Annotated in this window: 25 protein-coding genes, 1 tRNA gene and 2 pseudogenes; 15 read left to right on the top strand and 13 right to left on the bottom strand. The window is 70.9% G+C overall.

The features are described 5' to 3' along the window. Positions 1–55: 55 nt before the first annotated feature. Positions 56–2,962: an ATP-binding protein gene (locus V1633_RS13530; protein WP_331214626.1), complete on the bottom strand. Its 2,907-nt coding sequence runs from the start codon at positions 2,960–2,962 to the stop codon at positions 56–58. Between the two features lie 214 nt (positions 2,963–3,176). Here V1633_RS13530 and V1633_RS13525 point away from each other — a divergent pair, with 214 nt between their 5' ends. Further along, positions 3,177–4,013 carry an SGNH/GDSL hydrolase family protein gene (locus V1633_RS13525; protein WP_331214625.1) on the top strand — a complete coding sequence of 279 codons (837 nt, stop codon included), beginning with the start codon at positions 3,177–3,179 and terminating at the stop codon, positions 4,011–4,013. Positions 4,014–4,303: 290 nt separating this feature from the next. On the opposite strand, the gene V1633_RS13520 is transcribed toward V1633_RS13525, so the two are convergent. After that, the gene (locus V1633_RS13520; protein WP_331214624.1) at positions 4,304–4,534 is read right to left on the bottom strand and encodes a winged helix-turn-helix domain-containing protein; all 231 of its coding nucleotides are present in this window, start codon (positions 4,532–4,534) and stop codon (positions 4,304–4,306) included. A gap of 352 nt (positions 4,535–4,886) precedes the next feature. On the opposite strand from V1633_RS13520, the gene V1633_RS13515 reads away from it, so the two are divergent. The 7 genes and pseudogenes from V1633_RS13515 (at position 4,887) to V1633_RS13485 (ending at position 11,872) form a co-directional block, all read left to right on the top strand. Continuing rightward, the gene (locus V1633_RS13515) at positions 4,887–5,915 is read left to right on the top strand and encodes an ABC transporter substrate-binding protein (RefSeq protein ID WP_331214623.1); all 1,029 of its coding nucleotides are present in this window, start codon (positions 4,887–4,889) and stop codon (positions 5,913–5,915) included. A gap of 15 nt (positions 5,916–5,930) precedes the next feature. Further along, entirely contained in the window at positions 5,931–6,722 is a 792-nt protein-coding gene (locus tag V1633_RS13510; protein WP_331214622.1) for an ABC transporter permease, read from the top strand. A gap of 19 nt (positions 6,723–6,741) precedes the next feature. Further along, positions 6,742–7,524, top strand: coding sequence for a methyltransferase (locus tag V1633_RS13505; protein ID WP_331214621.1), 783 nt, complete (start codon positions 6,742–6,744; stop codon positions 7,522–7,524). 205 nt (positions 7,525–7,729) lie between these two features. Continuing rightward, positions 7,730–8,674, top strand: a complete 945-nt coding sequence (gene sigJ / locus V1633_RS13500; protein WP_331214620.1) for an RNA polymerase sigma factor SigJ — start codon at positions 7,730–7,732, stop codon at positions 8,672–8,674. Between the two features lie 82 nt (positions 8,675–8,756). Further along, on the top strand, positions 8,757–9,941 hold the full coding sequence (locus V1633_RS13495) for an NAD(P)/FAD-dependent oxidoreductase (RefSeq protein WP_331214619.1): 1,185 nt from the start codon (positions 8,757–8,759) through the stop codon (positions 9,939–9,941). 143 nt (positions 9,942–10,084) lie between these two features. Next, a pseudogene (locus V1633_RS13490) lies at positions 10,085–11,375 on the top strand (DDE-type integrase/transposase/recombinase); the annotation flags it as partial. Beyond that, positions 11,372–11,872, top strand: a complete 501-nt coding sequence (locus V1633_RS13485) for a DUF1877 family protein (protein WP_331214617.1) — start codon at positions 11,372–11,374, stop codon at positions 11,870–11,872. The pseudogene V1633_RS13490 and the gene V1633_RS13485, both read left to right, overlap by 4 nt. A 496-nt stretch (positions 11,873–12,368) precedes the next feature. On the opposite strand, the gene V1633_RS13480 is transcribed toward V1633_RS13485, so the two are convergent. Next, positions 12,369–13,142, bottom strand: a complete 774-nt coding sequence (locus V1633_RS13480; protein WP_331214616.1) for a hypothetical protein — start codon at positions 13,140–13,142, stop codon at positions 12,369–12,371. Positions 13,143–13,317: 175 nt separating this feature from the next. Here V1633_RS13480 and V1633_RS13475 point away from each other — a divergent pair. Both V1633_RS13475 and V1633_RS13470 read left to right on the top strand, forming a co-directional pair. After that, positions 13,318–13,434: pseudogene (locus V1633_RS13475) on the top strand (excisionase); the annotation flags it as partial. Positions 13,435–13,436: 2 nt separating this feature from the next. Continuing rightward, positions 13,437–13,838: a hypothetical protein gene (locus V1633_RS13470; protein ID WP_331214615.1), complete on the top strand. Its 402-nt coding sequence runs from the start codon at positions 13,437–13,439 to the stop codon at positions 13,836–13,838. 104 nt (positions 13,839–13,942) lie between these two features. Here V1633_RS13470 and V1633_RS13465 read toward each other — a convergent pair whose 3' ends face one another. The 7 genes from V1633_RS13465 to V1633_RS13435 all read right to left on the bottom strand — a co-directional run bounded on the left by V1633_RS13465 (position 13,943) and on the right by V1633_RS13435 (position 21,536). Continuing rightward, positions 13,943–14,275 (bottom strand): hypothetical protein, encoded by a 333-nt coding sequence (locus tag V1633_RS13465; protein ID WP_331214614.1) that lies wholly within the window; start codon positions 14,273–14,275, stop codon positions 13,943–13,945. 316 nt (positions 14,276–14,591) lie between these two features. Beyond that, positions 14,592–14,668: transfer RNA gene (locus V1633_RS13460), tRNA-Ala, on the bottom strand. 188 nt (positions 14,669–14,856) lie between these two features. Then, positions 14,857–15,669: a divisome protein SepX/GlpR gene (gene sepX, locus V1633_RS13455; protein ID WP_331214613.1), complete on the bottom strand. Its 813-nt coding sequence runs from the start codon at positions 15,667–15,669 to the stop codon at positions 14,857–14,859. A gap of 227 nt (positions 15,670–15,896) precedes the next feature. After that, entirely contained in the window at positions 15,897–16,538 is a 642-nt protein-coding gene (locus V1633_RS13450) for a GNAT family N-acetyltransferase (protein ID WP_331214612.1), read from the bottom strand. After that, positions 16,535–17,851: a molybdopterin molybdotransferase MoeA gene (locus tag V1633_RS13445; protein WP_331214611.1), complete on the bottom strand. Its 1,317-nt coding sequence runs from the start codon at positions 17,849–17,851 to the stop codon at positions 16,535–16,537. The genes V1633_RS13450 and V1633_RS13445 overlap by 4 nt, the downstream gene beginning before the upstream one ends. Positions 17,852–17,873: 22 nt before the next feature. Continuing rightward, entirely contained in the window at positions 17,874–18,824 is a 951-nt protein-coding gene (locus tag V1633_RS13440; protein WP_331214610.1) for a UTP--glucose-1-phosphate uridylyltransferase, read from the bottom strand. Between the two features lie 9 nt (positions 18,825–18,833). Beyond that, positions 18,834–21,536, bottom strand: coding sequence for a diguanylate cyclase (locus V1633_RS13435; protein WP_407952010.1), 2,703 nt, complete (start codon positions 21,534–21,536; stop codon positions 18,834–18,836). Positions 21,537–21,619: 83 nt separating this feature from the next. On the opposite strand from V1633_RS13435, the gene V1633_RS13430 reads away from it, so the two are divergent. The 3 genes from V1633_RS13430 (at position 21,620) to V1633_RS13420 (ending at position 23,484) form a co-directional block, all read left to right on the top strand. Continuing rightward, entirely contained in the window at positions 21,620–22,231 is a 612-nt protein-coding gene (locus V1633_RS13430; protein WP_331214609.1) for a 5-formyltetrahydrofolate cyclo-ligase, read from the top strand. Between the two features lie 104 nt (positions 22,232–22,335). Then, positions 22,336–22,722 (top strand): FmdB family zinc ribbon protein, encoded by a 387-nt coding sequence (locus tag V1633_RS13425; protein WP_331214608.1) that lies wholly within the window; start codon positions 22,336–22,338, stop codon positions 22,720–22,722. 153 nt (positions 22,723–22,875) lie between these two features. After that, a complete protein-coding gene (locus V1633_RS13420; protein ID WP_331214607.1) occupies positions 22,876–23,484 on the top strand; it encodes a flagellar biosynthesis protein FlgA in 609 nt (202 codons plus the stop codon). A 202-nt stretch (positions 23,485–23,686) separates the two neighbouring features. Here the strand turns inward: V1633_RS13420 and V1633_RS13415 are convergent, their stop codons facing one another. After that, positions 23,687–23,872: a hypothetical protein gene (locus tag V1633_RS13415; protein ID WP_331214606.1), complete on the bottom strand. Its 186-nt coding sequence runs from the start codon at positions 23,870–23,872 to the stop codon at positions 23,687–23,689. Between the two features lie 71 nt (positions 23,873–23,943). Between V1633_RS13415 and V1633_RS13410 the strand changes: the two genes are divergently transcribed. After that, positions 23,944–24,273, top strand: coding sequence for a translation initiation factor 2 (locus tag V1633_RS13410; protein WP_331214605.1), 330 nt, complete (start codon positions 23,944–23,946; stop codon positions 24,271–24,273). A gap of 74 nt (positions 24,274–24,347) precedes the next feature. Here the strand turns inward: V1633_RS13410 and V1633_RS13405 are convergent, their stop codons facing one another. Then, the gene (locus tag V1633_RS13405) at positions 24,348–24,827 is read right to left on the bottom strand and encodes a DUF2231 domain-containing protein (protein ID WP_331214604.1); all 480 of its coding nucleotides are present in this window, start codon (positions 24,825–24,827) and stop codon (positions 24,348–24,350) included. A gap of 269 nt (positions 24,828–25,096) precedes the next feature. Between V1633_RS13405 and V1633_RS13400 the strand changes: the two genes are divergently transcribed. Further along, a complete protein-coding gene (locus tag V1633_RS13400; RefSeq protein ID WP_331214603.1) occupies positions 25,097–25,522 on the top strand; it encodes a Fur family transcriptional regulator in 426 nt (141 codons plus the stop codon). A 23-nt stretch (positions 25,523–25,545) separates the two neighbouring features. Here V1633_RS13400 and V1633_RS13395 read toward each other — a convergent pair whose 3' ends face one another. Next, positions 25,546–26,400: a RecB family exonuclease gene (locus tag V1633_RS13395; protein WP_331214602.1), complete on the bottom strand. Its 855-nt coding sequence runs from the start codon at positions 26,398–26,400 to the stop codon at positions 25,546–25,548. Positions 26,401–26,544 lie beyond the last annotated feature (144 nt).

Below are 26,544 nucleotides of genomic sequence, written 5' to 3'. Positions count from 1 at the left end.
TGATCTGGTCGCCGGCCGGACAGGTGTCGCCGGGTCCACGAGGGCGAGGAACCGCTCAGGCCGCCGAGGTCGTCGCCGCGTCCCGGACCGCCGCCCCGACGGTGGCGCCGTGCACGGCCGCGACGTCCAGCAGCGCGGACAGTTCACCCACCCGGGCGTCGTCGCCCAGGTCGCGGAAGATGTCCCGGGCCTCGGTCAGGGCCGACCGGGCGGCGCTCGCGTCCGTGCCGAGGTGGGCCCGCCCCAGGTTGGTCAGCGCCGCGGCCTGGAAGGAGAGCCAACCCCGGGTACGCCAGATCGCCACCGACTCCTCCAGGTGGGCGACCGCCCGCGCCGGGCGCCCCTCGACGAGTTCGATCTCACCCCGCAGGCCGAGGGCCTCGGCGACGTGGTGCCGCATGCTGTGCCGCCGGCCGATCGCGAGGGACGCCTCGGCCGCCGACCGGGCACGCCGGTCTCCGCGCACCAGGTACAACCGGGCCAACGCGAGCAGGGTCAACGCCTCCGTGTAGGTGTCCCGATGGGTACGACAGATCGCCAGCGACCTGTCCAGGGCCTGCTGACTCGCCTGGTACTCGCCGAGTTCACGCTGGCCGATCCCGACGAACTGCAGCACGGTCGCCTCGCACCGGGGATTGCCCAGCGCCCGGGCCTGCCGCAGCGCGCCGGACAGGTGCCGGACACCGGTGCCGAAGTCACGCCGCTCGGCGTGCGCCATCGCCAGGGCGAGATGGGCGCGGACCTGCCCGCCGGGGTGTGCCGAATCCTCCGCCCACCGCAGCGCCAACCTGGCCGACTCGACCGCACCGACCTGGTCCCCCATCGCCGCCCGGGCCCACGCGTGCAGCACCGAGGCGTCGGACATGCCGGCGCGGTGACCCAACCGGGTGAACATCTCCAGGAGCCGGGACGCCTCCCGGTGCAGGACGGCGGTCGCCGCCGCACCGTCCTGCCCCTCCATCGCCCAGGTGCTGACGTCGATCAGGCCCCGGAGCATCACCGCCTCGCCGAGCAGGTTGCCCCGCTCCCGGCAGAGCGTCATCACCTCGGTGTTCGTCGCAGCCCAGTCGGCGTACATGCCCCGGACGTCGAAGTACTTCTCCAGGCATCCGGCGAGGCCGAAGGCCGCCTCGTCCAGATCCAGGCGACAGGCCTGCCGGATCAACGCGAGCAGCACCGCCCGTTCGGCCTCGAACCACCGGGTCGGGTCGGCTCGCAGGGCATACAGCTCCGACCAGTCGACGCCGGGCCGGGGCAGCGCACCGTGGATCGGGGCGTAGCAGGGACCCGGCACCCCGGACGCCATTTCCTCCGCCACGGCCAGCCAACCCCCGAGGCCCCGCAGCAGTACGTCACCCGGACGGTCGGTGAGCCGGTGCGTCTCGGCCTCCCGCCGCCCGAACAGCCGTACCAGGTCGTGGAACCGGTACCGGAGCTGCCCGGCCGGGTCCGGGCCGGCGATCGTCAGCAGTTGGGCGTCGACCAGCGCCTCCAGCTGGTCCGTCACCTCGTCGACCGAACATCCCACCAGCAGCGCCGCCATCCAGGACGGGAAGTCGGGTGCGTCGAAGAGGCTCAGCCGCCGGAACAGCCGACGGCTCTGCTCGTCCAGCCCGTGGTAGCTCAGCCCGATCGACGCCCGTACCGCGAGGTCGCCGGTGGCCAGCCGGTCCAGCCGGCGACGCTCGTCGCCGAGCAGTGCCGCCAGCCGGGCGATCGGCCAGCCGGGACGGCCGGCCAGCCGTCCGCCGGCGATCCGTACCGCCAGCGGCAGGTGCCCGCAGAGCCGGGCGATTCCGGTCGCCTGGGCCGGCTCACCGGCGACCCGGCCGGGCCCGATGATCCGGGCCAGCATCGCGACCGCCTCGTCGTCGGTCAGCACCGCCAGGTCGACCCGGAGCCCGCTCGGCAGGCTGGTCAGCGGTGTCCGACTGGTGACCAGGACCGCGCAGGAGGCGGTACCGGGCAGCAGTGGCCTGACCTGCTCCACCGACGCGGCGTTGTCGAGCAGCACCAGTACCCGTCGACCGGCCAGCCGGGTGCGGTACAGCTCGGTCCGCTCCACCGGGTCCGCCGGTACGGCCCGCCCCGGTACGCCGACGGCGCGCAGGAACCGGGCGAGCACCTCGGCGGGGTCCAGCGGTGCCGCCTCCGCGCCTCGGAGGTTGACGTAGAGCTGACCGTCCGGGAACTCGTTCCGTACCTGCTGCCCCACGTGTACGGCGAGGGTCGTCTTGCCGGCGCCGCCCATGCCGGAGATGGCGCCGACGGTCAACGCCGTCCGTTGCCCGCTGTCGCTGTCGGTCAGCAGCTCACGCAGGGCGGACACCGGCGACAGCCGTCCGGTGAAGTCCGGGATGTCGGGGGGCAGCATCGCCGGGACCACCCAGTCGTCACCGGGCCCGACCGGTGCGGTCGATCCCGGCCCGGTCGCTCCGTGGAGCGCCGGCTCGGTCGGCCCGTCGGGTCCCGAACCGGTCGGCCGGGTCGGTCCCGGTGTCTCGGCCGCCGGCCCGTTACCCACCGATCGGTCGTCCGCTGATCGGTTTTGCGCTGATCGGTTCTCCGCTGACCCGGGCGCCGTCGGTCCGGAGACGGCGGGGCCCTGCGTCGTCGGCCCGTGGCCGACCGGGAGGTGGGTCCTGCCTTCCCGACCGGGAGGTACGTCGAGCAGCCCGCCCGCCACCGCGTCCCGGACCTGGACCCAGCGCCCCACGGACGACTCGTCCAGGCCACAGACCTGGCCGAAGATCGCGACCACCTCACGGCGCGGCAGGCTCGACCGGCCCAGAACCGACGCGAAGGTACTCGCCGGCAGGGTGCTGCCCAGTGCGTGCGCCCGTGCCGCGATCTGCCGGTACGTCAGCCCCGACCAGAGCCGGAGCCGCCGGAGCCCGGCGACAAACTCGAGTGCGGTGGTGATGCCGTCCGGTCGTGGCGGACTGATGCCGACCTGGGACACGTCTCCTCCCTCGCCGAACCTCCTCGGTCGTCTCGCCGATCCGGTAGGCCGGGCCCCGCCGGGCCGCACGCACCGCCGGTCGCTCTCGATACGCCCGCAACCTCTTGATACCGAGCGCATCCGAGGAAGGGAAGGAAAACTACACGGGCACTTCCGCCCGGACCGCGCTTCTGACAGCCTGACATCCACTGTCACCTATACGCCAGGAGCGTCCATGTCGCTGCGCCGCCGTACGGCCCACGTCCTCGCCGCCGCCACCATCCCCCTGGTCACCGCCCTGACGGTCAGCCTGGTCGCCGCCCCCGCGCAGGCCGCCGCCACCACCTACACCGCGCTCGGCGACTCGTACGCCTCCGGCACCGGAACCCGGGAGTACTACTCGGACAGTGGCTCGTGCCAGCGGTCCCGGCACTCATACCCGGTCCTCACCGCGGCCCGGCTCGGCGCCACCCTCACCTTCCCGGCCTGCGCCGGGGCGACGGTCTCCGGTGTCCTGAACAATCAGCTCGGCAGCCTGAGTTCGGCGACGAACCACGTCACGGTCACGGTCGGCGGCAACGACATCGGCTGGTCGTCGGTGATCGTGCAGTGTGCGCTCCCCTGGCCGACCACCTGCTGGTCCCAGATCGACAGTGCGGAGAACCAGATCCGCAACACCCTGCCGGGCCGGTTGGACCAGCTCTACTCCCGGATCCGGACCCTGGCGCCGAACGCCCGGGTCGTGGTGGTCGGCTACCCGAGGCTGTTCAACGGCGAGGAGTGCAACATCATCGCCCGGATCTCCCCCGGCGAACAGACCGAACTGAACGCCGCCGCGGATCTGCTCGCGACGACTATCCGGGCCCGGGCCACCGCGCACGGCTTCACCTTCGTCGACGCCCGAGGCCCGTTCACCGGCCACGCGGTCTGCGACGACGTGGAATGGCTCAACGGCACCTCGAACCCGATCGGCGAGTCGTACCACCCGAACCGGGCCGGGCACGTCGGCTACACCGGCGTGGTGGAACCCGCCCTGCGTACCGCCGCCGCTGCCGCCACCGAAAGGTCCTGACCGGACGATCGCCACGCGGGGTCGGCGACCCCGCGTGGCACCGGCCGGGATCGGGCCGGCGACGGCAGACGTCGCGTCCCCGGGAGGACGGTCGGGATGAGCGTCCAGTATGGACATCACCGCTCTGAGTGGGAAATGTCACCCAGAAATCCATGACCCCGGATCTTGGTTATACGGTCCGTTTCGGTATGGTGATCCATCAGTGGCGGCCGGACCCGCAGCACCGTTGCGGCCACACGGAGACTGGACGTGCGAGCCGGAGGGAGCGAGGCCGGTAACCGATGCCAGGTTCAGCCCGGGGCTGGCGTGACGTAGACGCCGCGGCCCTGGTGACCTTGCAGGACGCCGCGTTCCTGTAGCCGGGCGAGCGCCTGCCGCACCGTGGGTGCGGAGCAGCGGTACCGCTCGGTCAATTGGCTGATGGACGGCAACTGGTCGCCCGGTCGAAGTTCACCTTTTTCGATCTTGTCTTCGATTTCCCGCATGATCCTGCGGTAGACGGGCACGACAGGTACAGGCATGGTGCTCCCCTTGCGTAGGCAAGCACATCTGATCATGGCCTGACCTGGCTTTACAAGCCTACCTAGTAAGCGGCGTTGACTTGGATTGCTTGGCAATCTAGGTTCTTGGCGAGGCACGGGGGCCTTCCTTGCGTAGGCACCAAGGCCGCCCCCCACAGACGCCTCCCTCCCTGCCCCCGTGGTGCCCGACAGCCCGCGACTGCCATCCGCCGGAGGAGTCGGAGCCACGGCGGCAGGGAGGCTTTTCGCGACAGGAAGGCTCCTCGTTTCCCCCGCAACACCTCCATGTCCGTCCCACGTCATGCGCAACTTGGCTTACCAAGCTTTCCAAGTTTTCCAAGTGAGGATAACTATGCCCACACCGACGATCACTCGGCGCAGCCTTCTGCTCGGTACCGCCGCAGCCACCGCCACGGCGCTGACGGCGTGCGACAGCGAAGGAGGTGGCGACGAGGCCGGTAAAGCAGCGACGGAGAAGGTCACCATCCTGACCGGAGCCGGCTTCCAGGGCCGGGAGGCGCCGATCTTCGTCGCCCGTCAGAAGGGCTGGTTCGCCGAGGCGGGCCTCGACGTCCAGGTGCTCCCGGGCAAGGGCACCACGGAAAACCTGAAGAATCTGGCCGGCGGTCAGGCCACCTTCGCCACCCTCGACGTCAGCGGCGCGATCATCGAGTACACCCGACCTGGCGGGATCCGGAACTTCACCCTGACCTCGGTGCTGCACCAGCGGAATCTCGCGTGCTTCGTCGCGCTCGAACGAAGCGGCATCAAGACGCCGAGCGACCTCGCCGGCAAGACGATCTCCTACATCCCCGGCGGCATCAACCAGCTCCTCTTCCCCACGTACGCGAAGCTCGCCAACTTCGACGCCTCGAAGATCAAGTGGGTCAACGCCGCTCCGCCACAGCACCCGGCCCTCCTGATCGAACGGAAGGTCGACGCGATCAGCCAGTTCGTGCCCGCTGTCGAGTCGGTCCAGGCGCTCGCCCGGCAGCCCCTCGTCACCCTGCCGTTCACCGACTACCTCACCGACCTGCACGGCTCCGCCGTCGGGGTGAGCGCTGACACCGCACGGAACAAGCCCGACGTCGTACGCCGGTTCAACACCGCCCTCCTGCGCGGGCTGGCCTACTCGATCGAACACCCCGACGAGTCCGGCCAGATCTACGCCAGCCAGAAGGAGACGCAGGGCCAAAAGGTCGAATCCGCGGTCGCCGAGCTCAAGGGCATGGCCGGCTACGTCCAGGGCATCGCCAGCACCCCCGTCGGACAGTTCGACCTGGGCCGCATCGCCCGCAACATCGCCATCCTGCAGGGCGCGGGCGCGATCCCGACCAGCATCCAGCCCACCGACATCGTCTCGCCCGACCTCATCGGGTAGAGACCCGACGACGTCATGGCACTTCACGGGGATCGCCCCACCGTCGGCCACCGCCGCATACCACTGTCCGTCGTCGTACCGCCCGTACTGGGCGTCGCCGGATTCGTCGCGGCCTGGTGGGCGGCGGTGGTGGCCCTGCAGATCCCGTCCTACATCGTCCCGGCCCCGCCGGCGGTGTTTTCCGTGTTCACCCGGATGCCCGGCTACCTTCTGGAGAACGCGTGGGTCACCCTCGGCGAGGCCCTCGCCGGATTCGGCCTCGCCATCGTCACCGCGGTCCTGGTCGGCGCGACCCTCGCCGCGTCCCGCAACGTCGAACGCGCGCTCTATCCGATGCTGCTGATGCTCAGCGCCATCCCGAAACCGGCGCTGGCGCCGCTGCTGGCCACGATCGGTGGCTTCGGCCAGGGTCCGAAGATCGTCCTCGTCTGGCTGATGTGCTTCTTTCCGGTCACGCTGGCGACCTCGACCGGGTTGACCTCCACCCCGACCGACCTCGCCGAACTCGCCCGCACCCTCAACGCGTCACGCTGGACGACGTTCGTCAAGATCCGACTGCCCTCGGCGCTGCCGCACATCTTCGTCGGCCTCAAGACCGCGCTGCCGCTCGCCGTCATCGGTGCCGTGGTCGCCGAACTGTTCAACGCCCTGGCCGGGCTCGGCTTCGTGATCCAGAACGCCGGCACCGACGCGGCCCAGGCGTTCGCGGCGGTGGCACTGCTCGGCGTCATCAGCCTCAGCCTGTTCTACCTCCTGGGCACGGTCGAACGCCGGGTCGCGCCCTGGATCCGTCACACCACCGCCTGACATCCCCCAAGGAGAGATCGTGACGACGACGTACGTCTTCGAGGACGCCGAGACCGAGGCGGACGCCATGCTCCGCCACCTGGCCGGCATGTACGACCCGTTCAGCACCCGGCGGCTCGCCTCGGCCGGGATCGCCCGGGACGCCCGCGCCCTGGTCATCGCCGTCGGAGCCAGCAGCATCGCGAGCACCATCGCCGACCTCGCGCCCGACGGAGAGGTGATCGCCACCGACATCGACCCGCAGCACAGTCCCGCCGACCCCCGGGTGGAACTGCGGCAGCACGACATCGTCACCGACCCGCTGCCCGGCACCTTCGACCTCATCCACGTACGACTGCTGCTGGGACACCTGCCGCAGCGGCTCACCGTGCTGGGCAAGCTCGCCGAGGCGGTACGCCCGGGTGGCGTACTGCTGGTGGAGGAGTTCGAGGGCAGCTGGAGCAGCAGTGTGCTCGCCGCGCCCGACCCCGACGAGGCGGACCGGCTCTTCGGCGCGTACCACGACGCCTTCCAGGCGGCGCTGCGTGGCTCCGGCAACGACCTGACCTGGAGCCGGCGGGTGCACGGCGCGCTGCTCGACCTCGGCCTGGAGGCGGAAACCGAGGGTTTCACCAGCACCTGGGCCGGCGGTACGCACGGCTGTCTGCTGCCCCGCGCCACCGCTGGCGCGATCCGGGAGAAGCTCGTCCGAGCGGGCATGGCGCCGACGGACATCGACGCGTTCCGGGACCTGCTCCTCGATCCCCGACTGCGGGTCAAGGGCAACCTGGCCCTGTCCACCCTCGCTCGTCGGCCCGTCTGACCCGACCGCATCGTCGTGGACGCCATCGACCGTCGGTGGCGCCCAAGACGACGCGGACCTGAGCCGACGCGGCCTCGGCATCCGTCGCCCCCCGGGTGACGGATGCCGTACTGGGTCTGATGCGCACGACGACCGACAGTCCGACGAACCGGGAACGGTCCCGGGAAGGATCTCGGTCACCGACGTAAATGGTTAACTGGGAGCCATGCTGGTCGGTGCGCACGAGGTCGAGGTGTTCGAGGGGGCCAGGGCGCGGTTGGAGGCGATCGCGTACCGCCTGCTGGGCTCGGCGAGCGATGCCGAGGATGCGGTGCAGGACACGTTCCTGCGCTGGCATTCCGCCGACCGGGCACTCATCGAGACGCCCGAAGCGTGGCTGACCAAGGTGCTCACCAATATCTGCCTCAACCGGCTCACTTCGGCGCGGGCCAGGCGAGAGACCTATGTGGGCCAGTGGCTCCCTGAGCCGGTCTTCGCCGGGGACTGGATGCTCGGCCCGTCCGACACCGTCGAGCAGCGTGAATCGGTCTCGATCGCGATGCTCACACTGATGGAGCGGCTCTCGGCCAAGGAGCGCGTCGTGTACGTGCTGCGCGAAGCGTTCGGATACTCGCACGGCGAGATCGCCGAGGTGCTCGACCTCACCGAGTCGAACTGTCAGCAGGTCTACCGGCGGGCCAAGCAGCACCTGGCCGACGACCGGCGCCGGGTGGCGGTCGATGCGGCCGCGGCTCGCAAGATCGTCGAGGAGTTCCTCGCCGCGGCACTCAGCGGCAGGACCGACTCGCTGGTGAGGATGCTGACCGACGACGTGATCAGCATCGGCGACGGTGGCGGCGTGGTCTTCTCGGTGCCTCAGCCGATCACCGGTGCCCTGCGGGTGGCGAGGTTCCTTCGCACGCTGTTCAAGCCCAGCGAGGCCAAGTGGGAGATGATCGGCGGCCGCCCCGACCTGTTCGCCTCGGTCGCCAATGGCGTACCCGCGCTGGTGATGGTGGTCGGTGACCGGGTCGTCGGAGTTTTCTCGCTGGACGTGACCGCCGACGGCATCGCCGCTGTCCACGCCCAGGCGAACCCCGGCAAGCTCACACGCGCGACCCGCCAGTGGGCCGTGTCCGAACACGGGGAGCCACTCGCCGACGACTGGTGACCCGGGTCACGTCCCACTGCTGTCAGGTTTCGCGCCGCCATCCGGTTCAGGAAGCAAACACCGACCGGACAGGAGCGAAACCATGAAGCACCGGATCGTCGTCCTCGGGGCCGGATATGCCGGAGCCAGCGCCGCCGGGCGCCTGGCCAAGCGGCTGCACCCCGCCGACACCGAGATCACCCTCGTCAACGCCGATCCCGAGTTCGTCGAGCGCGTCCGCATGCACCAGCTGGCGACCGGCCAGGACCTGAAGCCCCGCCCGCTGACCGACGTCTTCGCGGGCACCGGCGTGCAGGTACGGCTTGCGCAGGTCACGGGGGTTGACGCCGAACGCAGGACCGTCGGCATAGTCTCCGCCGGCGGTCCCGGCGAGATCGCTTACGACACGCTCGTCTACGCCCTCGGCAGTACCGCTGCCGACTGCGGCCTCCCCGGCGTCGCCGAGCATGCCCACCACATCGCCGGCAAGCAGGCCGCGCTGCGGCTGCGTGACCGTCTGGCCGACCTCGCCGCGGGCGAAACCGTGCTTGTCGTCGGTGGCGGCCTCACCGGCATCGAAGCCGTCACCGAGATCGCCGAAGCGCGGCCGGACCTTGCGGTCTCCCTCGCCGCCCGCGGCCGCCTCGGCGACTGGCTGAGTGAGAAGGCCCAGAGCCACCTGCGCAAGGCCTTCGAGCAGCTCGGCATCATCGTGCACGAGCACACCGACATCGCGGGCGTCGAGCCGGCCGGCATCGTCACCACCAACGGCCGAGTGATCCCGGCCCGGGTGACCGTCTGGGCGGCAGGCTTCGCCGTCCATCCCATCGCTGCGGCGACGACCCTGGAGGTTTCCGCGACAGGACAGATCGTCGTCGACGAGACCATGCGGTCGGTCTCGCACCCCGACGTCTACGCCGTCGGTGATGCCGCGCTCGCACCGGGCGTCAGCGGCAGACCACTGCGGATGTCCTGCGCCTCCGGAGTTCCCTCGGCCCACCTGGCGGCCGACGTCATCGCCGCTCGTCTGACCGGACGCCGGATACCTCCGAACAAGATCGGCTACACCGGCCAGTGCATCAGCCTCGGCCGCCGTGACGCGGTCGTGCAGTGGGTGACCCCGGACGACCAGCCCAAACCGTCCGCACTCACCGGCAGGACGGCCGCACGCGTCAAGGAGATGATCTGCAAGACCGCGGCCTGGAGCATCTCGCACCCGACCTGGATGCTCCCGACCCGCCGCCGCCACGCGATCCCGGCCGAAGCGCCCTCCACGATCACCGCGTGAACACCCGCCACCGGCACGGGCGTCCTCGATCACATTGGCCAGATCCGTGAAACGAGCACAGAGGAACGACCATCATGATGCTGATCACCGGCGCCAACGGCGTCGTGGGACGTCAGGTGATGAACCTGCTCCTGCACGAGGGCGGCCCGATCCCGTCGCGGATCACCGTGCATCGGGTGCTGATCCGGCACGGCCTGGTCGACCCAACACCTCGTCGGCGTCGGCGGGAGGACTACCGGCGGTGGGAACGTGGCCGGCCGATGGAGCTGTGGCAGATGGACATCGTCGGCGGCATCCGGCTCGCTGATGGTGGTGAGGCGAAGGTCGTCACCGGCGTCGACGACCACTCCCGGTTCTGCGTCATTGCCGCCGTGGTCCGCCGGGCCACCGGCCGGGCCGTGTGTCTCGCCTTCGCCGAGGCCCTGCAACGGTTCGGGGTGCCCGAGGAGGTGCTGACGGACAACGGCAAGCCGTTCACCGCCCGGTTCGGCCGCGGTGGCGGCGAGGTGATGTTCGACCGGATCTGCCGGGAGAACGGCATCAGCCACCGGCTGACCAAGCCCCGCTCACCAACCACCACGGGCAAGGTCGAGCGATTCCACCAGACCCTGCAACGCGAACTCCTCGACGACGTCGAGGTCTGGGCCAACCCGGAGGAAGCCCAAGCCGCCATCGACGGGTTCCGGCACGAATACAACACCGAACGACCCCACCAATCCCTGGCGATGGCGTTCCCCGTCGACCGGTTCGCCCCCTCACCGGCGGACGAGCACCTGCCGCCGCGACTTCCACCTGCGCTGACCGCCACCATCCCGGCACCGCGCCAGCCGCTGTCGGTGGCGCCGGCATCCGCACCATCCACCGATCAGAACACGCCCTCAGCACCGACCATGGCCGTCGTCGACGACGTTGGCCTGGCCGTGGAGGTCACCCGCCTCGTTCCCGCCTCGGGCAACCTCACCGTCTGCGGGCAGCAGTTCTGGCTCAGCCCCACCCGCGCCGGGCTCCCGGTGACCCTCTGGGCCGACACCACCGTCGTCCACCTGCTCATCGACGGCGTCCGACTCAAGACCGTCCCGTCCCGACTCACCCCCCGACCACCTGCGGCAGCTCCTCGCCGACGACGGTCAACCCGCCGGGCCACCACCTACCCCGGCATCCGAATCCATGCGGGTGGAACGCCGCGTCAGCTGCCGAGGATCCCTGGTCATCGCCGGTCAACGCATCCACGTCGGCATCGCCCACGCCGGAACAACCCTCACCGTCGAAGCCGCTGGCACCACCTTCCGCGTCTACGACGCCGACCAACTGATCACCGAGGTCGCTCAATCCACCACCAAGGCCGTCGCTAGATTCAAAGCCCGTAAACCAGAGCCTCCACGACGAGCAGCCGTCCCGCTCGCCCGCCCAGCGCAAGGAGTAGCAGCCCCGTGAGCTTTCACATGCACCTGCGGGCCACGGCCTCCAACGAAATCCCAGAGGACTTCTCGTCACTGGAAGACTTCATGTTGGCCGCCTGGGAGGCACACCCGGAAGAGTATGCAGCCGGCATCGCCGATTCCATTGAGAAGGACTTCGTCCAGGTCGACGGGCTCTACACCATGGGCACGAATCAGGATGACACCACGAATGCCACCAATACGCTGCCGATCTTCGGTGGCCGCCAGATCTACAGAACCCCGGCGAGGGACGAACGGCCTTTCGTCATCCTCGACTCCGCCGAAACGCGGGACGCGGCACACTTCCTCCGGACCGTCTCCTTCGAGGAACGCTGGCAGATCGCCGGAGCGAAACTCTCCAAGCCGTACGTCGACTGGGAGGACAAGAACGTGGCCAGGAACATCTACCTCGGCCACCACAACGCCCTACGCACCTTCTACGAGCGGGCCGCGCAAGCCGGACACGCGGTGATCAAAGCCTTCTGGTACTAGACGCCGTCAGGCAACGTGGCCCGGAGCAGGTAGCCGCCCACTGGGCAGCTGGCCTACTCTTGAGCAAGATCGTCTAGTCGGACGTGTCACGGACGTCCCGAGACTGATGTGTCACGCAGGTCCTGAGACCCGACATCCCAAATGTGCTTACTGTCGGGCTCCACTTGACGCGTTACGGATTCCCGCGCGACAATCCGCCGCTGTTACAGCGAGCTCCTCAGCAAGGACGCCAGGCGGACTTGACAATCCATCCGACGCACGCGGTCAGCGGGAGGAGCGTGCATCTGACCACAAAAACGAGCGTCTGTGCAGTGAGCGGACGCTGTGTCAGTGGGGGAACTCCGAAATCGGCGATACTGCCGATGTTAGGGCGCACCGCCCCCCGGCTGGACATGCCGACCGAGCTTCGCACCACACGCCCACCGGGCGGCATGTTCAGCCCGCCGCCCCGACGGCCCGTCGCAGACGATTCGCAGCGGCTGATGTTCGTCCTGGATCAGCAGTGGATGCGCACGTGCAACAGCATCGCCTCGGGTAGCAGCTCCATCAGATAGAGATCCGTGAAATGTCGGTAGTCACGGCGAAGTCGTAGGTTGTCGAGCTGGCCAGCAAGGCCCGGTGCGCTGCCGCCCATTAGATCGGGGTCGAGCCACTCACCTGAGAGCGTCAGCAGGCCGTCGGTCGCCAACGCCTCGCGAGCGCGCAGAGCCATAAAATCGACCCGAGCCAAGCCGAACGAGACGACGGGATCGTCACCCCAATTTCGGATCCGCTGAAACGGTGCGGCGGTAAAGCCGTATCTGTTCGCCACGGCCGCGAGGAGCGGCTGCGAGTGATAGGCCTGCCATGCCTCGCGCCCGAAGTAATCGTGGGGTTCCGCCGAACTCTCAACGAAGTGGATGAGAGGGCGCGCCGGTGGAAAGGTGGCCGCCATCTGCTGCCACTCGTCCCACTCCCGACCGGCCGCCTCGGCGGCCGCAGTGCGGACAACTCCCAGATCGAGCAGCGCCCGCGGCCCACCGTCGCAAAAACCCGGGCCCGTGTCCGTGGACGAGTCGCCGCGCACCAACCGCAGATCGTTCTCATACCCGCGAATGACGGGGATCCCCGCGGGCGAACAGATCCGGTAGCGGTCCCACCGCCCACCCCACTCATCGTCCGGGTCCTGCGGGGCATCCCGGTCGTACGGCCGCATCGCCGCGGCTAGGGCGACGTCGATCTCGCGACGGTCCACGGGATCGAGGCACACCGTAATGATCTCCCAAGCCATACTGCTTCCCCTACGCCTGAGAACCCGCCGACGGGCAGGTGCCGTCATCGTCCGACGTCCTGGATTGATCATCGAACATGCCGCCGACCCTACTGGTCGTGACAGCGGCGGCAGCCGCCAGCTATGCCGTTACGCAACGGGTACGAGCCTTTGGCGCACTCAACTCGCACAGACTGGCGCACTGAAGCAGTGGCGGTCCCGCCGTACCGGCCCCCGGGCCTTCAAGGTTGGCCGCCACCTGCGTTACGACCCGGTCGACGTCCGGGCCTGGCTCGCCGACCAGGGAGAGTGACCATGGCCGTGGATGACCTGTGGTACCTCAGCAAACGCGGCCCCAACGGCGAGCGGGTGAAGTCGAAGCGCTACGGTCGAGGGAAGCGCTGGCGCTGCCGGTATGAGGACGCGACCGGGCACACTCGTACGCGCTTCTTCGAACGCAAGGCAGATGCCGACGCGTGGGACAAGAAGGCCAGCAACGGCACGGCCGAGGAAACCCAGACGGACCAGGGTGAACGGCGTACCACCTTCCACGACTACGCGGAACGGTGGCGATTGTCCCGCCAGATCGGGCAGGCACTCGATTACCGGCGACACACCGAATCCCGGTACGCCACCACCACTATCCGCACTTCGGCGACCGGCCGATCCGCGCTATCAACGTCACGGACGTTCTGGAGTGGATCGCCAAGCTACTGAACAACAACGTGGCTCAGTCATCGGTCAAGACGTACTTCGACCTACTCAACAACATCATGAATTCCGCCGTGGCGGACAAGGTGATCCCCGACAACCCCTGCAAGTCAATTCGGCTCTTCGCGATCCTGCGCGGCTTCTCCCGTGCACCAAAGCGGGTCCCGACCGATGACGACGTGCTCGCCCTGGTCGACGTGGTGCCAGACGAATATCAGGCCGCTATCTGGGCCGGTGCGGGTGAGGGAATGCGACTCGGGGAAGTCCTCGGGCTGGAGGACAGCACCCGGTGCATCGACCCGGCCCGCCGGGAACTTCACGTGGTTCAGCAACTGCGGTTCCACAAGGCCAGCTACGGCGGCTTCTACCTCGCCCCGCCCAAGGCCGGCTCGGTCGGCGATGTCGACCTGGACGACCACGTGGCGGCGGTCTTCGCCGATCACGTCCGCAAGTACCCGCCCGTCCTGGTCAAGCTGCCCGACATCACCACCGGCACGCCCGACCCGGGCAAGGAGCCCCGGCGACGGCTAGTGCCGCTGCTGTTCACCGACGGCCAGGGCCGGCCAATCCACGACCAACGGTGGTCCGACATGTGGCAGGGCCCAAGAAAGATCGTCGGCGCAACATCATCAGCACGGCACTCCGCGACGCGAGCACCAGGCGCCGCACGGCCGCGAAGGCCCAGGCTCATCGCTGATTTGTACCGGATATGTACCCGGCGACCTTGGGACCAGCGTTTCCGCTGGTCAACCGTGTTACTGGTGGAGCTGAGGGGATTTGAACCCCTGACCCCCTCGATGCGAACGAGGTGCGCTACCGGTCTGCGCCACAGCCCCTTGCCGATCCGCGCCCAGCCGTTTCCGGAGAGGCGAACCGGCGACAAGGCTAACAGGTCACCCCCGGCACTCGCGAACCAGCCCCCACGGGCGAGCCGCGTCCGCCCTCGCACCCACCGCGTCCCGCGCATCGCAGGCGTTAGGAAGGGGCCCTTCCTCTACCAGAAGCGATAACAGGGGGCCCTTCCTTACAGCTCGTAGGGGCGTCCGCGCAGACCACCCGCCCGGCGGTACGAGACGGAGCCGCCCGGGCGCCCCGTACCGCCGGCCGCCCGGTCGGCGGCACCACCTGTCCGGCCGGCACCGCCGCTGGCCGCCCGGGGCAGGTCGGCGATCTGGTCGAGGCCGAGGGCGGCGCGGCGGACCAGTTCCCGCTGGGCGGCGAGCCGGCGCTGCGCCTCCCGCCGGGCCTGGGCCCGCCGGGCCTGAGCCCGCCGGACCTCGGCCTGCCGGACGGCGAGCCAGGCCGCCTCCCGGGCCTCGGCCCGTCGCCGCCGCTGGTCGGCGATGGCCCGGCCACGCAGGTGTACGAGGTACACGGCGAGCAGGGTCGCGGTGACCGAGAAGCTGATCCAGAAGCCGGAGCTGACCAGGACCACTCCGACCAACTCGACGAGGTTGAGCAGGAGCAGGGCGGCCAGCACCCGACGTCGTCGGTAGATCGCCGGGGTGTGTCGACGGAGCGGCGGCCGACGGCGGCTCCGTCCGGTGACGCGAGGCACCAGCCGCAGTCCGGCGGCCCGCCGGGTCGGGGCGGGCGGCGCGGAGACCGGCGAGTCGTCGCTACGTACCGTGACTATCCGGGTACGTGGCGGCTTGACCGGTTCCCGACCGGGGACACTGCGACGGCGTCGACGGCGCTGGAGCACCCGCGCCGTCGACTGCGCCCGCTCCGCCGCCAGCCGCTCCGTGGCGTCGTACCGACGGACCAGTGCCGGCGCGAGGGCGAGCAGTCCGGCGGCGGCGAGGACGGCGAGGAGCACCGAGGCCGGCACCCTCATCCCTCCCGTCACACCCAGCTTGGGCAACCGTCGGGGTGGACCGCAGGATCCCGGCGACGGTGGATCGCACGGCGACGTGCGGATTACCGACCGCGAAGATCATGCGGGTTCGTCCGACGTTGCCGCACGTCCCAGTTACCCCAGGTTAAGCGGGCAGACCAGGAAAATCGTGCGGCGCGCCGACCGGCCGGTGACACAGAGGATCAACAGCGCGGCGTCGGACGGTCTCAGGGCGCGACGGTACGCGTACGGTGCCAGCGGGCCAGCAGACCGCCGTCGGCGACAACGTCCTCACTGGTCAGCGCGTACCCGATGTGGTCGCGCCAGGCCCCGTCGATGTGCATGTAACGCGGGTGGTACGCCTCCTCGCGGAAGCCCAGCTTCTCCACCACCCGACGGGACGGCCCGTTCTCCGGCCGGATGTTGACCTCGATCCGGTGCAGTCCACCGGGCCCGAAGGCGTGGTCGACGAGAAGCGCCATCGCGGTGGGGATCACGCCCCGTCCGGCCACCCGGGCGTCGACCCAGTAGCCGACGTACCCCGAGCAGAACGCCCGGCGCACGATGTTGCCCAGGTTGACGTGTCCGACCAGCCGTTCCCGGCCGTGCTCGCGCAGACAGACCGCGAACGGCATGCCGTGGCCCTGGCGTGCCTGACGGCGGTGGTCACGGTAGACGTAACGGAACGCGGCCGGCGAGTTGAGGTCTTCCCAGCGGCCGGGCGGCGACGACTCCCAGGGGGCCAGCCAGGCCCGGTTGGTGCAGCGCACCTCCGACCAGGCGGCCGCGTCCGAGCGACGGTACGGCCGCAGCAGCACCGGGCCGTCCTGCAACACGACCGGCCAGCCCGGCGTCACGCTGAAGTTCATCGACGCCGGTCCAGCAGCAGCACGTCCACCGTGGAGCCGGCCGCCGCGCTGGTCACCCGTTCGCCGAGCACCACCAGTCCGTTCGCCTCGGCCAGCCCGGAGAGCGTGTACGGCCCACCGCGCAACGGCTGCACCGTGTAGCCGCCGCCGCGCCGCTCGGCCACATGCGCCGGACGGAACTCGCGCAGCCCGGCAGGCGAGCTGACCGTCTCCAGCAGATGTGCCCGCACGCTGGGCCGGAACACCGGCTCGGCGCCGGCCAGCAGTTGGATGGCCGGACGGGCCAGCACCTCGAATCCGATCAACGCCGCTCCGGGCTCACCGGGTAGACACACCACCGGCACCTCCTCGGCCCCGACCGTACCGAATCCGAGAGAGCTTCCGGGATAGAGGGCGACCTCCTTGAAACTGACCGGGCTGGCCCGGCCACCGTCCCGCCGGGACAGTACCCGTCGGATCATGTCGCCGGGCCCGGCGCCGGTGCCGCCGGTGGTGATGATCAGGTCGGCGCGCAGCGTCTGGTCCTCCAGCAGCCCACGCAGGCCCTCCGGGTCGTCGTCGCAGATCCCGACCCGGTACGCCAGCGCACCCACCTCGGCCGCCGCCGCGGTGAGCGCGTGCGAGTTGACGTCCACCACCTGGCCCGGCTGACTGCCCCGGCCCACGTCGACCAGCTCGTCGCCGGTCGCCACGATCACCACCCGGGGGCTGGGCCGGACCACCACGTGCCCGATCCCGGTCGCGGCGAAGACCGCGACCAGGGCCGGGGAGATGTACGAGCCGGCCCTGGCCAGCAGCGTGCCGGCGGGCAGCTCCTCCCCGGCCCGGCGCAGCCCGTAGCCGCGCTTCGGGACCCGGAAGATCTCCACCGCCGCCATGCCCTGGTCGGTCCACTCCACCGGCACCACCACGTCGGCCGCGATCGGCAGCGGCGACCCGGCCGCCACCGAGAAGCAGGCCCCCGGGGTCAGCCGGACCGGCCGCCAGCTCGCCGCGCCGAGGTCCCCGACCACGTTGAGGCGTACCGGGCGGGGGTCGCCGAGCCGGGCCGGACCGTAGCCGCCACCGACGGCGGTACGGCCCGCACCGGAGATGTCCTCCCAGCGGGCCGCGTAGCCGTCGATGGCCGCCTGGTCGAAGGCGGGATAGGCGTGCGGCGCCACCACGTCCTCGGCGAGGACGTTGCCGTACGCCTGGGTCAGGTCGAGGTCGAGCGGGGGAAGCGCCCGCAACCTGCGCAGCACGCTGCCCAGGTAGTCGGCGAGCGGCGTCAGCTCGTTGGCGGCCGCCTCGGCGTCGGCCGTGGCTGTCACACCGTCACCTCACCGCGGCGGATCATGTCCGGCGGGCGGCGTCGGAGGCGACGAACTCGCCCAGCCACCGCCGGAACTCCGCACCGATGTCGTCGCGCTCACTGGCCAACTGCACCACCGTCTGGAGATAGCCGAGGGGCATGCCGGTGTCGTACCGGGTGCCCCGGTAGACGATGGCGTGCACCGGGACCCCCTCCTTCAGCAGCAGCCCCATCGCGTCGGTCAGCTGGATCTCGCCGCCGCTGCCCTTCTCGGTGCGGCGGATCGCCTCGAAGATGCTGCCGGGCAGGACGTACCGGCCGAGTACCGCCAGGTTGCTCGGGGCGTCCTCCGGCTTCGGCTTCTCCACCAGGCCGGTCACCTCGACCACCTCGCCGAGGTCGGTCAGCGCCGGGTCGGCCGGCGCCACCGAGGCGATGCCGTACCGCTTGGTGTCCTCCGGCGGCACCTCGAAGAAGGCGAGCACGATGCCGCCGGTACGGGCCTGCAGGTCGATCATCGCCGGTAGCAGCGGCTCGGAGAGGTTGACGAACTCGTCACCGAGCAGCACCGCGAACGGCTGGTCGCCGACGTGTGACTCGGCGAACCCGACCGCGTGGCCGAGGCCGAGCTGCTCCGGCTGCCGGGTGGTGTGGATGGCGGCCAGTTCGCTGGTACGTCGTACCGCGTCCAACAGCTCCGGCTTCTCCGCCAGTCGGGTCTCCAGATCCGGTCGACGGTCGAAGTGGTCCACCATCGCCGTCTTGCCGCGGCCCGTGATCAGCAGGACGTCGGTGAGCCCGGCCTGGGCCGCCTCCTCGACGATGTACTGCAGCACGGGACGGTCGACCACCGGTAGGAGTTCCTTGGGCACCGCCTTGGTGGCGGGCAGGAACCGGGTGGCCAGGCCGGCGGCCGGGATGACCGCCTTCGCCGCCCGTCGTCCGGCCGTCGACGTGGAAGGGTTCGCTGGGGTAGCTGCGTGCTCCGGCATGTCGCGAGACTATCGGCCACGGCCCTGGCGTGGCGGTTGTGGCCCGGATAACGCGCCGTCGGTGCCGCCATCCGGCTTCTGGGCAGGCCGAAGTCCCGCCCACGGCAGCCCGTCGTCGGGGGTGGTCGCGCCGGGGCGTACCGGCATCTCCTCGACGATGGCGGACCCGCCGGTCGGCGCCGTCCGGTAGGTGTCCCGGCCGGCCGCCTTGGCCGCGTAGAGCGCCTCGTCCGCGGCGGCCAGCAGGTGCGGCCCGGTGGTGGCGTGGTCCGGGTAGACCGCGACCCCGATCGAGACGGTGACCGAGACGAGTGCCCGGACCGGGGCGAACGCGCCGGACCGGGGCCGGATGGTGATCGGCTGCTCCCGGACCGCCGCGCCGAGCCGCTCGGCCACCGTCGCCGCGCCCCGGGCGTCCGTCTCGGGCAGCAGTACGACAAACTCCTCGCCGCCCTGCCGGAAGGCGAGGTCGACCTCCCGCATCGCACCCCGGATCCGCTGGGCGAACTCGGCCAACACCACGTCCCCGGCCGCGTGCCCGTAGGTGTCGTTCACCTCCTTGAAGCGGTCCAGGTCCAGGGCGAGTACGCCGAGCCGGCGGCCGAACCGGCTGGCCCGTTCGATCTCCCGGCGGACAGACTCCTTGAGGTACCGGTAGTTCCACAGTCCGGTGAGCGGGTCGGTGAGGGACAGTCGTTGCGCCTCCTCGTGCACCCGTACGTTGTCCACCGCGACCGCGGCGTGGCTGGCGAACGAGCGCAGGGTGGCGACGTCGGTGTCGTCGAACTCGTCCGCGCCGAGCCGGTCGTAGAGGGCGAGTACGCCGATCGTGGCCGGTTCGACGCCACCGCCGGAGGGGTTGTCGGCTCGCAGTGCGGCGGTGGCCGGGTCCGTCCGGCCCACGCCGTCCCGGACCGGGACGCTGAACGGGACGGCGACATATGTCCGGCACCGCGGCTCGTACGGGTACAGCGGCGGGCCGTCCCGGTCCAGCCGGCCCTGTCGGGGCTGTCCGCTGGCCGCGACGGTGCCGAGCAGTCCCTGGCCGAGCGGGATCCGGAGTACGCCCGGAGCCGTCGTTCCGGTCACCTGCCCGGTACCGGCATCGGCACCGGCGCTCCGGGTCGCCGCCACGTCCTGAGCCGCCACGTCCTGAGCGCCGCTGCCGCCCTGGGCCCCACTGCCGCCCCGAGCTTCCGCGTCCCGGACCGGCCCGCCCTGAATCCCACTACCGCCCTGGGCCCCGCCGTCGCCACGAGCCCCGCTGTCGTCCTGGGTCTCCGCGTCGTTGATCCGGTCGTCCCGGACGGTGCCGGCCGGAGTCCGGAACGGCAGCTGCCCGTCGAGCCCTTCGGCGGCCCGGCTGACCAGGTCACCGCCGGCCGGATCCAGGAGCAACACGACGCCGGCCCGGGCTCCGGTGGTGGCCATCGCGGTCCGCAGGATCACCTGGAAGATCCGCTGCAGGTCGTGGGTGCTGGCCAGGGTGTCGCCGAGCACGGTCAACTGGTCGCGCAACTGGTGCCGGCTGATGGTCAACGCGCGCAGGTACGACTGGGTCTCCCGGGTCATCCGGTTGAAACTGTCGGCGAGCCGGCCCACCTCGTCCGGTGCCCGGACCGGTACCCGGGCCGCCAGGTCCCCCTCGGCGACCCGGTCGGCGGCCCAGGCGAGTTCGGCCAGGGGACGGGTGGTCGATCTCGCCAGTCGCCAGGCGGAGAGGACCGCGAAGACCCCGGCGACGAGTACCACCGCGCCGAGGAACGCGTACCGGACAGCCGGCGGGTCACGGGGCACCGACAGCACGAGCGGCAGGGGCTGGCCGGGCGACGGTCCGACCCGGCGTACGTACCGGCCGCCCTCGGTACGCACGATCGTGTCGCCGGAGATCTGCCGGGCGGCCGCGAGCACCCCGGCCCGGGCACCCGTCGACTCGGTGCTCTGTGACTCGGCCCCCGTCCCGCCGACGGGGTCGGCGCCCACCTCCGGTTCGAGGACCTCGCCCACGCCGACCGAGCCGGCGCTCGACCCGGCGGTGGACGGCGACCCGGTGGACGACGCCCCAGGCGACGCTGGCGATCCGGGCGACGCGGGCGACGACGCCCCGGGCGAAGACGGCGATCCGGTCGACGGGGTCGACGGCGATCCGGTCGGTGCTCCGGCCGCCGGTTGTGCGCTGGTCGGGCCGGTCCGCCGTGGCAGCAGGGTCACAGCGGCTCCGCTGGTCGCCGCGAGCCGTCGGACGAAGGCGGCGTCGAGCACCTGGCCGGCCCAGACCGCGCCGACCACGTCTCCGGACCGGCTCCGCATCTCGACCCGGGCCGCGAGCGCGTGCGGCGCGCTGTCCGGGTTGACCGGGCCGGTGCAGGAGGTCCATGGCCGGGACGGCGCGTTCGGAGTCACGAAGGTGGCGACGCCACCCGGGTTTGTGATCATCACGGCACCGGCCAGGCCACGGTCGGCCATCTGCAGGGCCGCACCGGACCGGCTCGCCGGATCACCGAACAACGCGACCGCGCCCGCCGTGGCGTGCAACTGTTGGCAGAGGGCGTTGATCGAGGTACGGACGGTCGCGGCGGCCAGATTGAGCCGCTCCTCGGCCTGGTGCCGGCTCACCGAAGCGGTGGTACCGGCCACGAAGAGTGCCCCGAGCAGCACCGGCCCGAGCACAATCGCGAGGAACGCGGTGGTCAACCGTCCGCGCAGCGTCACTCGTCCCCCCGGAAGCTCCGCACCCGATGCTGCGATGCTGACCCAACCGAAGTGATTAACCGGTGTCGCCGCAGGAGTGTTACGTGCCGGATTTTTCGGATGAGGTCGGCCGGGCCAAGGTCGAGGTGCGCGCCCGGCTGCTCGCCCGCCGTCGGGCCCTGTCGCCCGCCGCCCGGCAGGCCGCCGCCGGGCGGCTCCAGGCCGCGCTGGTCGCGCTGGTCCGACGGGTACGCCCCGAGCGGGTCACCGGGTACGTACCGGTGGGTAACGAGCCTGGCGGGCCGGGGTTGCCCGAGGTGCTGGCCGCAGCGCTCGGGACGACGGGTCAACTCCTGCTGCCGGTACTCCGCCCCGACCTGGACCTGGACTGGGCCCCGTACGACGGGCCGGGTTCCCTGGTCGCCGCCGGGCGGGGGTTGTGGGAACCACGGACCGGGCGGCTCGGTCCGGGCGCCGTCGCCGAGGCGGACCTGGTCCTGGTGCCGGCGCTGGCCGTCGACCGGGCCGGGGTACGGCTGGGCCGGGGTGGCGGGTCGTACGACCGGGCGCTGGCCCGGGTCGACGGGCCGGTCCTGACGGTGGCTCTGCTCCACGACGGGGAGTTGCTCGACACCGTGCCGAACGATCCGCACGATCGTCCGGTACGGGCGGTGATCACCCCGACCGGAGGGGTTCGGAGGCTGCCGTCCGGTTGAACGTCGACCCCGCCACTTCGGCTGGACGAAAGTGGGTAGGATGCCGCACCATTGGCACTCGGATACGACGAGTGCCAACAGGCTTGCAAGATCCGGAGGGGACAGTGCCCACCTACCAGTACGCTTGCACCGAGTGCGGCCACCAGCTCGAAGCGGTGCAGTCCTTCACCGACGAGCCGCTGACCGAGTGCCCGGCGTGCGAGGGTCGGCTGCGCAAGTTGTTCAACTCGGTCGGAATCGTCTTCAAGGGCTCCGGCTTCTACCGGACCGACTCGCGGAGCAACGGTTCGGACAGCAGCACCACCGCCAAGCCGGAGACCACCAAGAGCGCGTCCGGTTCGTCCGGCTCCGCCGACACTGGTTCGAGCACCAGCAGCGGTACGTCCGGCTCGGCCAACGGCAGTGGCAGCGGCAGCGGGTCCGGCACCACGTCCGGCGGGTCCGGATCCGGGAACAAGTCGACGACCGCCTCCGCGAGCAGCGCGGCCTGACCTGCCCGTACCGCCCACGGAGTTATCCACAGGCCCTCGGGTTATCCACAGGTCGCCGTTTTCCGGCCGTTGGCTGCACCGGCTGCTGCCTAGCGTGCAACCCATCGGACGACGCCCATCGGTGCCGGCGTCGCCGCCCGAGAAAGGCACGCCATGGCGTTCGACCGTACGCACACCGAGGGCGACGCCAGCCTGCACCCGAGTCGCTGGCCACCCCGGCTGACCGGCGGTTCCACACTCCGCTGGGTGCTTGCCGCCGTCCTGCTGCTGCTCGCGTTCGGCGTGCTCCAGCTACGCCAGCCGACCTGCGTCGCCCCGGAGCCGACCGGGGTGCTCGGCCTACCCGGCCCGGGACCGTCCGGCACGGCGGGATCGCCCGACGACCCGTCCGGCACGGCACGGCCACCCGGCGGCAGGGCGGGGCCCGGTGCGGCAGCAGACGGACAGTCTCGGCGTGACACGGCGCCGGACGGGCCCGATCCGGCCCTGCCGGTGCCGGCCGGGACGGTCGGAGTTCCGATCCGACTCGCCGAGCCGGCCGCGCTGGTCGTGGCCCGGCCAGGAGTCCGGGTCGACCTGCTGGCCGTGCCCGAGCCCGCACGGGCGGCGGGAAAGCCGCTGCTGGTGGCCGGCCGGGCCCTGGTGCTCGACGTGCTGGGCCCGGAGGAGGGCGCGCTCTACCTGGCGCTCCGGCCGGAACAGGCGCGACGGGCGGTCGCGATGCCCGGCACGACCCGATTCTCGATCATCGTGCAGCCGTGACAGGCCCGGCACGCCGACCACCGGTCGTCCCCCGGGCGACCGACCCTCTCCCCCGGTCGCCACCGGACCACCGGCCACCGACCGGACCACCGGCGCCCCGGTGGTACCGGGAGGCCGCCAGACCGACCGTGCTGGGCATTGCCGAAACCGGAGCTGGGTCGGACCGGAACAGGAGCCGGGTCGGACCAGGGCAGGAGGCGACTCAGTCCCAGTGCGGCGGACGCTCGGCGAGCAGCCGGTCGTCGTTGGAGACCGCCCGTTCACCCCAGCCCCGGTCGGTGTCGTCCACGGTCTGGTCGGGCAGCACCCGGTAGTCGTCGGTGAGGTCGACCAACCGGTCGTCATCCCTGGTCGCGCTCGTCGCAGCCGGTTCGTCCGTCCTGTGCACGCAAAAAGCGTACCCGTCGGCCACACCCGGCTGCCGGCCCGAGGTCATCGAGGTTGGTAGCGTCGGACAGCGTGACGACGCCCAGCGGTGACTCCGCCGATGACGCCTTCTGGCGTCGGCCCACCGGTCCACCCGCCGACCCGCCACGACCGCCGGTCGAGCCTGCGGGCGGAGCCGGACCCCGGTACGCCGGACCGCCGCCGAGCAGCATGCCGCCGCCCGAATGGCAGCCGGCCCTGCACGTACAGCCCTCGCCGCCACGGGCGCTGCCGGCGCAGGACCTACCCGCCCTCGACACCGCCGAGAGCAACGCCCGGACACTGACCTACGGCATCGGCATGGTCGGCGGCGCGGTGGTACTCGTGCTGATGTGCCTGCTCTGTTCCCGCGTCCTGTTCTGAGCGCCGAACCGCCCCCGACGCGGCGGGGGCGGCTGTGACAGATCCGGCGGAGCGGCGGACATCCGGTGGAGCGGCTACAGAACGCCCTCCCACACCGCCTGCGCGCCGCTGTCCCCGGTCAGGTAGACGTACCAGACGTTGACCACGGCGAGCACCACGACGATCGCGCCGAGCACCGGCCCCAGCCACCGCGGGACGGAGCCGCCCCGACCGGGCCGGGTCAACACGAGCAGCACCAGAACGACCACCGCGAGACCGACGCTCCACCAGAGCGTCTGGTCCCCGTACGCCTGGTGTTCGTCGATCTGCTGGATGATTTCCTCTGGGTAGTTCTTGGCGACCAACACCTCCCGCAGTTCCTCACCGGACAGCTTGGCGAGAAGAGCCGCCACGGGCGCGGCCACCGCCAGCAGAGCCGCCGCCCAGTCGAGCCGGCCACGGAACCGGGGCAGTACGGCGTACGCCGTACCCACCAGCGCCAGCAGTGGCACGAACACCACTGCGGCGTGGACCAGTAGTACATGCGCGGGCAGGCCCATGACTTCCCTGAGCACACTGCCTCCTCTTTGACGGCTCGGATTCGCCGGACCACCCCGGTACGGCGGAGTCGATCACGTTGCCCGATCTACTCCGGTACACGAGACAGGAGTCCGGACGGTTCACTCCGGTTCCACCGGCACCGACCCGAGCCCGGATCCCGGCAGAGCCTGCACCCCCGATCCCGGTTCCCGGCGGGTCGGAGGTGATCCTGCTGGTGTGTTGACCACCACGATCGTCTTGTACTTGCCTTGTTGCCACCCCATCCACGTGCTGTCATAGATGGATGACTGGCGAGGAACTGCTTCGGTCGAGGGGCCTTCGGGTCACCCGGCCGCGTCTCGCCGTACTGGAGGTGCTGGCCGGTGGCGGCCACCTGGAGGTGGAGGAGATCGCCCAACAGGTACGGGAGCGCCTCGCCTCCGTCTCCACACAGGCGGTCTACGACGTGCTCGGCGCGTTGTCCCGGGCCGGGCTCTCCCGACGGATCGAGCCCGCCGGATCCCCCGCCCGGTACGAGGCACGGGTCGGCGACAACCACCACCACGTCGTCTGCCGGGGCTGCGGCGAGATCGCCGACGTCGACTGCGCGATCGGCTCGGCCCCCTGCCTCGACCCGGTGACCGCGTACGGCTTCGAGGTGGACGAGGCGGAAGTCACCTACTGGGGCCTGTGCCCGAATTGCCAACAGCGGCGGGCCACCGACACCTGACCAGCGGCCCGACGCCCCGGCGGTCAGTCCTGGGCGGCCGGACCCTCCTGGGGAGGCAGCAGGGCGCGTTCCACGGCTGACCATGCGTCCCGGGCCGGCGCCTCAACCCCGGCCGGGCAGGTACGCCGGTAGTCACACCACCCACACAGGGTGCTGGGCGAGACCGGAAACGCCTCGTCCGGGTCGGTGCCGTCGGCAACCGCCCGCTCGGCGGCCATGATGTCCCGGGCGGTCTCCTCGGCCCGGGTCACCTGGCGGGCGAGCGACTCCACGGTGTGCTCGTGGGCGGCGACCGTGGCAGACGGCAGGTGGTGCAGTTCCACCCGGCGGCACGGCTGGCGGAAGACCCGTTCGGCGGCGTACGCGTAGAGGGCGAGCGCCTGGGAGCCGCGGGCGTCGTCGGTGTCCAGCCCGGTCCGGCCCGTCTTGTAGTCCACGATCACCAGCTGCGGACCGTCGGGACCCGGACGTGAGTCGATCCGGTCGGCCCGGCCGTTGAACGCCAGGACGCCGGTCTTGACCGCCACCACCCGCTCCACGCCCACCGGGTCGACGTCCGGGTCGAGCGTCTCCACGTAGGACTCCAACCACTCCAGCGCCCGACGGAACACCGCCCGCTCCTGCGCCTCGTCGCGGTAGCCCTCCCGGACCCAGGTCCCCTTCAACAGGGTCGGCAGCGTCTCCGGACGGCGGCGGTCGGCGGGCAGTGCGTACCAGTTGCGCAGTGTCGTGTGCACGCTCGCGCCGAGCGAGTTGTGCGCCCACGGCGGCCCCTTCGGCGGCGCCGGACGGTCGACGTACGCGTAGCGGTACCGCCGGGGACAGTCCGTGAAGGAGGCGAGCTTGCTGGGTGTGCAGACGAAGAGTCGCTCGGGCATGCCGTCGAAGCCCAACTGCTCCGGCTCACCAGCACGGGGCCGAGGGGTCTCACGTGACCGGGGACTCCGGTTGCCCGATGATGATGGCCTTCGCACGGCCCCGATCCTGCCATGTCCCACCGACACCGGTCAGTGCGGAACGGC

Source organism: Plantactinospora sonchi (assembly GCF_036422035.1).
In the GTDB taxonomy this organism is placed as follows: domain Bacteria; phylum Actinomycetota; class Actinomycetes; order Mycobacteriales; family Micromonosporaceae; genus Plantactinospora; species Plantactinospora sonchi.
The sequence above is the reverse complement of the archived record's forward strand: the minus strand, read 5'-3'. Positions and strand labels throughout refer to the sequence as shown.